Consider the following 8608-nt stretch of genomic DNA (forward strand, 5'->3'; position numbering starts at 1 on the left):
GGCGGCGCGTTGGCCGTATAATTCTAGCCCTTCGCGCGCCCGTCCCGGGCCCGCCGATGGAACGGAGCTTCACATGAGCGTCATGGACCGTATCAAGGCCGAGGTCGAAGGCCACCCGATCGTGCTCTTCATGAAGGGCACGCCGCAGTTCCCGATGTGCGGCTTCTCCAGCCGCTCGGTGCAGGCGCTTAAGAACGCCGGCGCCGCGCGCTTCCACAGCATCAACGTGCTCGAGGATCCGGAGATCCGCGCCAACCTGCCGCGCTACTCCGACTGGCCGACCTTCCCCCAGCTCTTCATCAACGGCGAGCTGATCGGCGGCTGCGACATCACCGTCGAGCTGCTCGAGAGCGGTGAACTGGCGCGCATGGTCTCCGAGGCCCAGAAGCCGGCATGAGTGAGGCTGCGCCGCCGATCCCGGCCGTGGCCGACCAGGCCCTGGCCGGCCGCACGGTGCTGGTCACCGGCGCCCACGGCGGCCTCGGCGCCGAGGCCGCGAAGGCCTGCGCCCGGGCCGGCGCCACCGTGGTCCTGCTCGGCCGCAAGGTGCCCAAGCTCAACCGGGTCTACGACGCGGTGAAGGCGCTGGGCCCCGAGCCGGCGCTGTACCCGGTCGACCTGGCCGGCGCCGACCCGGCCGACTACGCCGAGCTGGCCGCCCGCATCGCCGGCGAGCTGGGCGGCCTGCACGGCCTGCTGCACTGTGCCGCCGAGTTCAAGGGGCTGGCCCCGCTCGAGGCCACTCCGCCCGAGGACTTCGTCCGCGCCTTGCATGTGAACCTGACCGCGCCCTGGCTGCTGACCCAGGCCTGCCTGCCCTGGCTCCGAAAGGCCGGCGACAGCGCCGTGGTCTTCGTCACCGACGATCCGGCCCGGGTCGGCAAGGCCTACTGGGGTCCCTACGGCCTGGCCAAGCAGGGCCTGGTGGCCCTGGTCCGCCAGCTCAGCGCCGAAACCGACGCCACCCCGGTGCGGGTCAGCGCCCTCGAGCCCGGCCCGATGCGCACCGACCTGCGGGCCCGCGCCTACGCCGACGAGGCCCAGCTGCGGGTGCCGGCGCCGGCGGCCTACGCCCCGGCCTGCGTCCACCTGCTGTCCCCGGCCGGCGCCGCCTGGCGGGGCCAGGTGTTCGCCCCCCGCGCCGCGGGTTGACCGCCGCCCTCCCGGCCCGCCGGCCGGACCGGCCGGTGCCGCTGCCCCGGTAAGCGATTCTGTCACCTGAATGACATGTGACCGGGGTACCGTGTTAAACTCTTGTTATTGCCCGGGTCCGCAGGGGACACCCAACCTGGCAAGCGATTTCAAGGAATACAGGCACCTGGCCCGTCAGGCGCCGCGGCGGGATGCCGCAACTCCCTCTTAGTCACTCATAAACTCAGGGTTCAAAACCATGACCAATCGCAACCGGGTTCGGCTGTCGAAGCTCTCCCTCGGCCTGGCCATCGCGCTCGCCGCCGCGCCGTCGTTCGCCCAGAACACGTCTGCTTCCGTCGGTGGCCGCATCGTCGCCGCCGACTCCCAGCCGGTGGCCGGCGCGCAGGTGACCATCCTGCACGTGCCCTCGGGCACCGTGAGCACCGCCACCACCACGGCCGACGGCCGTTACGCTGCGCGCGGCCTGCGCGTCGGCGGCCCGTACACGATCACCATCGTCAAGGACGGCGTGTCCGAGGTCCGCGAGGGCGTCTACCTGCAGCTCGCCGACACCACCTCGGTCGACGCGACCCTGGGCCAGGGCGCCGCGACGCTCGCCGCCGTCGAAGTGACCGGCACCGCCGTCTCCAACGAGATCTTCAGCTCCGAGAAGATGGGCGCGGGCACCAACGTCAACCGCGACCAGCTCGACGCGCTGCCCTCGATCGAGCGCAACCTGCAGGACTACGCCCGCATCGACCCCCGCGTCGTGCAGACCGACAAGTCGCGCAACGAAATCTCCGTCGGCGGCCAGAACCCGCGCTACAACGTCATCCGCATCGACGGCATCAGCACCAACGACAGCTTCGGCCTCGAGTCGAACAGCCTGCCGACCCCGAAGCAGCCGTTCTCGATGGACGTCATCGACGAAATCGCCATCTCGGTCGCCAACTACGACGTCACCATCTCGGGCGGCACCGGCGGCGTGATCAACGCCGTGACCAAGTCGGGCACCAACGACTTCGCCGGCAGCGTGTACGGCCTGTACCGCGACAACTCGATGATCCGTGACAACGAGAACGGCACCGACTTCAGCGGCTTCGAGGACGAGACCACCTACGGCATGACCTTCGGTGGCCCGCTGATCAAGGACCGCCTGTTCTTCTTCCTGAACTACGAGAAGTACGAGCAGGGCGCCCCGGGCCCGAGCTTCGGCCCGATCGGCTCCGGCGCGTCGAACATCGTCAACGTCAGCCAGGCCGACATCACCCAGATCCAGCAGATCGCCCAGGGTTACGGCTTCGACGCGGGTGAGTACGGCGTCAGCGGCGCCGACACCACCAGCGAAGAGTACGGCCTGAAGATCGACTGGAACATCACCGACACCCAGCGCGCCAACTTCCGCGTCGGCACCTCGGACCAGAGCGTGGCCAACTACCCGGGCTTCGGCAACAACGCCATCGCCCTGAGCAGCTACGCCTACCAGCGTGACTTCACCTTCGACACCTACACCGCGCAGCTGTTCAGCGACTGGACCGACAACTTCTCGACCGAAGCCAAGGTTTCCTACCGCGACTACTCGGCCGTGCGCACCCCGGTGACGAACCTGCCGGCCGTGGCCATCCGCATCGGCAACGCCACCGTGAACCTCGGCACCGAAGAGAACACGCACGCCAACATCCTCGAGACCGAGACCTGGAACGCCTTCTTCGCGGGCAACCTGTACGCCGGTGACCACGCCATCAAGTTCGGCGTGGACTACGAGAACAACGACATCTACAACCTGTTCGGCCGCCGCAGCAACGGCGTCTACACCTTCAACAGCATCGCCGACTTCCAGACCGGTCGCCCGAGCCGCTTCCAGTACTTCCACCCGGCGGGTGGCGACCGTGACAACACGGCGGCCATCTGGGGCATCGAGAACCTCGGCCTGTTCGTGCAGGACACCTGGGCGGTCAACTACAACCTGACCCTGACCTTCGGCCTGCGCTACGACGAGCCGATGATCGACGAGGCGCCGACCTACAACGCCGCCGCCCAGGCCGCGTTCGGCTTCGACAACAGCTCGACGATCGACGGCAACGGCCTGTTCCAGCCGCGCTTCGGCTTCAACTACACCTTCGACGCGGACCGTCCGACCCAGCTGCGCGGTGGTTTCGGCCTGTTCCAGGGCTCGGCCGCCAACGTCTGGCTGTCGAACCCGTTCACCAACACCGGCTTCGGCTACATCGACTACCTGTTCACCAGTGGTCGTACCCCGCCGTGCGCCACGCCGGATGGCCGCTGCTTCGTGGCTGATCCGGACGGCCAGCTGGTCCTCGTCCCGACCGGAGCCCGCCAGGGCACCCAGTCCATCGACTTCGTCGATCCGGACCTGGGCCAGCCGTCGGTGTGGAAGGCCAACCTCGCGTTCGACCACGAGCTGCCCTGGTCGGGCATCGTGATGTCGGCTGAGGTGGTCCTGGCGAACGTCAAGGAAGCGATCTTCTACCAGCAGCTCAACCTCGGCGCGCCGACCGCGATCGGCCAGGACGGCCGCGAGATCTACTGGAACGCCGCGGGCCGCAACCCGGCCAGCTGGAACCAGTTCGGCACCGCGCCGGGCTCGGCCGGCACCCGCAGCCGCTTCAACGCCAACCCGGGCTTCACCGACGCGATCATCGCCCGCCCGACCGGCAAGGGTGAGTCGCAGCAGCTCAGCCTGTCCTTCAGCAAGCCGAAGGGCGACTGGGGCTTCTCCTGGACCGCGGCCTACACCTTCACCAACGCCGAGGAAGTCAGCCCGCTGACCAGCTCCACCTCCGGTTCGCAGTGGGGCAACATCAACACGTTCAACCCGAACGAAGAGGTCTCCGCGACCTCGGCCTACGAGATCAAGGACCGCTTCTCGGCCAGCATCAACTGGGAGCGCGCCTTCTTCGGTGACTACGAGACCCGCGTCTCCATGTTCGCCGAGAGCCGTTCGGGCCGCCCGTTCAGCTACGTGTTCGACAACGACGCCAACGGCGACGGCCGCTTCGGCAACGACCTGCTGTACGTGCCGACCGGTCCGGGTGACGTCCTGTTCGGTTCCGCCGCCGAGGAAGCCGCGTTCTGGGCCTTCGTCGCCAACGACGGTTACCTCAACGCCAACCGTGGCCGCGTCGTGGGCCGCAACGAAGCGCAGAACCCCTGGGTCAACCAGTTCGACCTGCGCATCTCCCAGGAACTGCCGGGCTTCTTCAAGGACCACCGCTCCGAGATCTGGCTCGACATCCTCAACGTCGGCAACCTGATCAACAAGGATTGGGGCAAGATCGAGGAAATCGGTTTCCCGGGTAGCCGCGGCGTGGTCGAGTACGGCGGCATCGACGCCGCGACCGGCAAGTACGTCTATCGCTTCAACAATCCGGACCAGGCGCGCCTCTACGACGACCGCGGCATCTCGCGCTGGTCGCTGCAGCTGGGCTTCCGCTACAAGTTCTAAGCCACACCCGCGCCACCTGGCGTGAGACGAACGGCCGGCGGGAAACCGCCGGCCGTTTTCTTTTGCACCCTTGTAGGAGGGCCTTCAGGCCCGAAGCTTCTCGGCGGAAGGCTTCGGGCCTGAAGGCCCTCCTACAGGGGCATCACGTGGCGGTGGTAGAGTCGGCGGTCCAACGACGACGACAGACGAAAGCCAGCCCCATGACCGAGCAACAAGACCTCCCCGCCACCGTCAACACCCGCATTTCCCCGCGCGGCGGCCTGGACATCCTTTCCCGCGACGAAGTCGCCCGCCTCGCCGATGCCTCCACCGGCGGCCTGCGCGAACTGCTGCGCCGCTGCGCGCTGGCGGTGCTCACCACCGACAGCGACTCCGACGACCCGCGCGCCGCCTCGCTGCGCTACCCGGACTTCGACATCGAGGTGCAGCAGCAGGACCGCGGCATCAAGATCGAGCTCAAGGCCGCCCCCGCCAGCGCCTTCGTGGACGGCGAGATCATCCGCGGCATCGCCGAGAACCTGTTCGCCGTGGTGCGCGACATCGCCTACAACGCGATCGAGGTCAGCGGCAGCAACAAGTTCGACCTCAACACCGGCCCGGGCATGACCAGCGCCGTGTTCGAGATCCTGCGCAACGCCCGCGTGATGCGCTCGTACCAGAACCCGAGCCTGGTGGTGTGCTGGGGCGGCCATTCGATCGGCCGCGACGAATACCTCTACACCAAGAAGGTCGGCTACCAGCTGGGCCTGCGCGGCCTCGACATCTGCACGGGCTGCGGCCCGGGCGCCATGAAGGGCCCGATGAAGGGCGCCACCATCGCCCACGCCAAGCAGCGCCAGAGCCGCCCGCGCTACATCGGCATCACCGAGCCCGGCATCATCGCCGCCGAGTCGCCGAACCCGATCGTGAACCACCTGGTGATCATGCCGGACATCGAGAAGCGCCTCGAAGCCTTCGTGCGCCTGGGCCACGGCATCATCGTGTTCCCGGGCGGCGTTGGCACCGCGGAGGAAATCCTGTACCTGCTGGGCGTGCTGCTGCACCCGGCCAACGCCGAGCTGCCGTTCCCGCTGATTTTCACCGGTCCGGCCGAGTCCGCCGCCTACTTCGAGCAGATCGACCAGTTCCTGCGCCTCACGCTCGGCGAGGCCGCGACCTCGCGCTACCGCATCATCGTCGACGATGCCGCCGAGGTCGCCAAGGTGATGCGCGAGGGCATCCGCAAGGTGCGCGAGCACCGCCTGAAGGAGCAGGACGCGTTCTTCTTCAACTGGTCGCTGCACCTGCCCGAGGAATTCCAGCGCCCGTTCCCGCCGACGCATGCCGCGATGGCCGGCCTGAAGCTGCATCGCGACCAGCCGCCGCACCTGCTGGCCGCCGACCTGCGCCGCGCCTTCTCGGGCATCGTCGCCGGCAACGTCAAGGAAGAGGGCATGCGCGAGATCGAGCGCCACGGCCCGTACATCATCGACGGCGACAAGGAGATCATGCGCGCGCTGGACGGTCTGCTGAAGGCCTTCGTGGCCCAGCGCCGCATGAAGATCAGCGGCAGCTACAAGCCCTGCTACCAGGTCGCCAACGACTGACCCGTTCCGCGGGCGGGCCTTTTCAGGGCAGGGGCAGGGTCACCGTGGCGATGTAGCGGCCATCCTGGACGCGGGTGTGCAGGTGGCCGCGACCCTGGCTCAGTGCCCGGATCCGCTCCCGGGCGGATGCGAGGCCGACCCGGTGCCCGGCCGGGGCCGGCGCCCCCGCGGCGGGCAGGTCGTTGCTGATGACCACCCGGACTTCGCCGGGGCCCGGCGCCACCTCGATGTCCACCCGCCCGCCCTTGGGCGACGGCTCGATGCCGTGGCGGATGGCGTTCTCGACCAGCGGCTGGATCGACAGGGCCGGGATCATCACGTCCGGGACCTGCTCCGGAAGCCTCCAGTGCACCCGCAGGCGCTCGCCGAACCGTAGCTGTTCGATCTCGAGGTAACGCCGCGCCAGCTGCAGCTCCTCGCCCAGCCCCAGGTTGTGCGGCCCGGACAGGGCGGCCCGGAACAGGTCCGCCAGGTCCAGCAGCAACTGTTCGGCGTCCTGCGGCCTGGCGTGAACCAGCGCGGCGCCGGTGTTGAGCGTGTTGAACAGGAAATGCGGGCGGATGCGCGCCTGCAGCGCTTCGAGCTCGGCCTGTTTGGCACGCACGGCCAGTTGCCTCGCCCGCCAGACGCTCTGGAAGGCCGCCAGGCCAAGCAGGCCGACGGCGAGGGCCATGCCCGACATCCGGGCCACGCCGGCGAGGGCGCCGTCATCCCGGCCGCCGTAGGGAAACAGCCACGCCGCCAGCCCGCCGGTGACCCAGGTCGCCGCCATCAGCAGGGCGAGGGCGATCCAGGCCTGGCCGATGGCCCCGCAGCGCAGCAGCGGGCGGCGGAGCAGGTAGGTGCCCGCGAGGGTCAGCAGGATGATCCACTGGATGACCAGCGACGCCAGCCCGAAGTAGATCCAGCGGTCGCCCGCGACCCCGGGGGCCAGCGCGAGCAGCAGGGCCAGCGCCTGGCCCGCCACCACCATCCCGGCGATGCCCGGGGGCTGCCAAAGGAGCTCGATGGGGGCAGGGCGGGGCTCGTTCGGGGTCATTGCGGTCTCTCCGTTCCGGTTGATAATGCCAGCCCGAGGCCGTCCGGGGCCCCCGGGCCACTCAGGGCCCGGAATCACCCGTCCATCGGCAGCCGCTGGCGCCGGGCGGCGGGCCGACCTACCTTCATCCTCTGGAAACCTGGGGTTCCCCATGACCGAACAGCCAACCAATGCACGTTCCCCGCGCCCGGCGCCCGTCCGCGCGTCGTCGGGTTTCACGCTGCTCGAGCTCATGGTGGTGATCATCATCATCGGCATCGTCACCGCCATCGCGCTGCCGAACTTCCGGATCATGACCATCAACAACCGCCTTTCCGGTGGAGCCAACGAGGTGCTGGCCGGCATGCAGCTCGCCCGGATGGAGGCGCTGCGCCGCAACACCCGCGTCGTGGTCTGCCCCAGCACCAACGGCACCACCTGCGCCGGCACCAACTGGGGCCGGCACATCGCCTTCGTGGACACCGACCGGAACGGTGAAGTGGGCGCGGCCGACACCCTGCTGCGCGAAACCACGGTCGAGGTGCCCGCGCAGGTGCAGGTCAGCGCCGCGATCTCGGGCGCCACGCCGGCCCATCGCATCACCTTCCGCCCGGACGGCCTGGCTCGCCCCGGCAACGCCCGCACCATCCTCGCGGGCACGGTGCAGGTCTGCGTCCCGGCCACGCAGCCGCCCAATAACGCCCGGCTTGTCCGGCTCTCGGGCTCGCGCGTCTCCGTCGCCCCGCCCGCGGCCAGTGCGGCCTGCGCCGCCCCCGCCAATCTTTGAGCCGCCGAGGAGTTGCTTGAATGAAACGCCCAACCCACTCGCTCGCCTCTAACCGGCAGTCAGGCCTGAGCCTGATCGAGGTTCTGATCGCCGTCCTCATCCTTGGCGTCGGCCTGCTCGGCATCGCCGCGATGCAGGCCGTCACACTGCGCAACAGCCAGAGCGCCTTCGATCGCACCCAGGCCACCGTGCTCAGCTACGCGATGCTCGACGCCATGCGCGCCAACGCCACCGCGGCCCGTGCCAACTCGTACAACCTCGGCATGACCTGCGACATCCCCGGCGCCGGCACCACCCTGGTCGAGCAGGACCGCTCCATCTGGATAAGTTCCATCAAGGAAACGATGGGTGACACCGCCTGCGGCAGCATCGCCTGCGCCGCCAGCATCTGCACCATCACCATCCGCTGGAACGACACCCGCGCGACGGGCGGTGACGCCAACGAAACCCTGACGACGACGAGCCGGATATGAATGCCAATCGCAACCACGCTGTACGCGCCCCCGTCGGTGCCAGGGGCTTCAGCCTGATCGAGCTGATGATCGCGATGATCATCGGCCTGCTGGTGATCGCCGCGGCCGGCGGCATCTTCGTCTCGAACAAGCGCACCTATAGGG

At 68.8% G+C, this 8608-nt stretch carries 8 protein-coding genes; 7 read left to right on the top strand and 1 reads right to left on the bottom strand.

Translation table 11 applies throughout. From position 1 onward, the window contains the following. Window positions 1–73 precede the first annotated feature (73 nt). From grxD to ppnN, 4 genes are all read left to right on the top strand, one after another. Window positions 74–397, top strand: a complete 324-nt coding sequence (gene grxD / locus N787_RS01705; protein WP_034210311.1) for a Grx4 family monothiol glutaredoxin — start codon at window positions 74–76, stop codon at window positions 395–397. Beyond that, window positions 394–1152, top strand: coding sequence for an SDR family NAD(P)-dependent oxidoreductase (locus N787_RS01710; RefSeq protein ID WP_034210312.1), 759 nt, complete (start codon window positions 394–396; stop codon window positions 1150–1152). The genes grxD and N787_RS01710 overlap by 4 nt, the downstream gene beginning before the upstream one ends. A 238-nt stretch (window positions 1153–1390) precedes the next feature. Further along, on the top strand, window positions 1391–4600 hold the full coding sequence (locus tag N787_RS01715; RefSeq protein WP_034210314.1) for a TonB-dependent receptor: 3210 nt from the start codon (window positions 1391–1393) through the stop codon (window positions 4598–4600). A gap of 200 nt (window positions 4601–4800) precedes the next feature. After that, entirely contained in the window at window positions 4801–6186 is a 1386-nt protein-coding gene (gene ppnN / locus N787_RS01720) for a nucleotide 5'-monophosphate nucleosidase PpnN (RefSeq protein ID WP_034210316.1), read from the top strand. Window positions 6187–6208: 22 nt separating this feature from the next. Here ppnN and N787_RS01725 read toward each other — a convergent pair whose 3' ends face one another. Further along, window positions 6209–7225: a sensor histidine kinase gene (locus N787_RS01725; protein WP_034210318.1), complete on the bottom strand. Its 1017-nt coding sequence runs from the start codon at window positions 7223–7225 to the stop codon at window positions 6209–6211. Window positions 7226–7376: 151 nt separating this feature from the next. Here N787_RS01725 and N787_RS01730 point away from each other — a divergent pair, with 151 nt between their 5' ends. From N787_RS01730 to N787_RS14580, 3 genes are all read left to right on the top strand, one after another. Continuing rightward, complete coding sequence (locus N787_RS01730) at window positions 7377–7991, top strand: GspH/FimT family pseudopilin (protein WP_052575030.1); 615 nt, start codon at window positions 7377–7379, stop codon at window positions 7989–7991. Between the two features lie 20 nt (window positions 7992–8011). Beyond that, the gene (pilV, locus tag N787_RS01735; RefSeq protein ID WP_034210320.1) at window positions 8012–8464 is read left to right on the top strand and encodes a type IV pilus modification protein PilV; all 453 of its coding nucleotides are present in this window, start codon (window positions 8012–8014) and stop codon (window positions 8462–8464) included. Further along, window positions 8461–8608: PilW family protein (locus tag N787_RS14580; protein WP_156968866.1), on the top strand; the 148-nt coding region annotated here is incomplete at its 3' end. The genes pilV and N787_RS14580, both read left to right, overlap by 4 nt.

Origin of the sequence: Arenimonas metalli CF5-1 (assembly GCF_000747155.1) — a bacterium.
Lineage (GTDB): Bacteria > Pseudomonadota > Gammaproteobacteria > Xanthomonadales > Xanthomonadaceae > Arenimonas > Arenimonas metalli.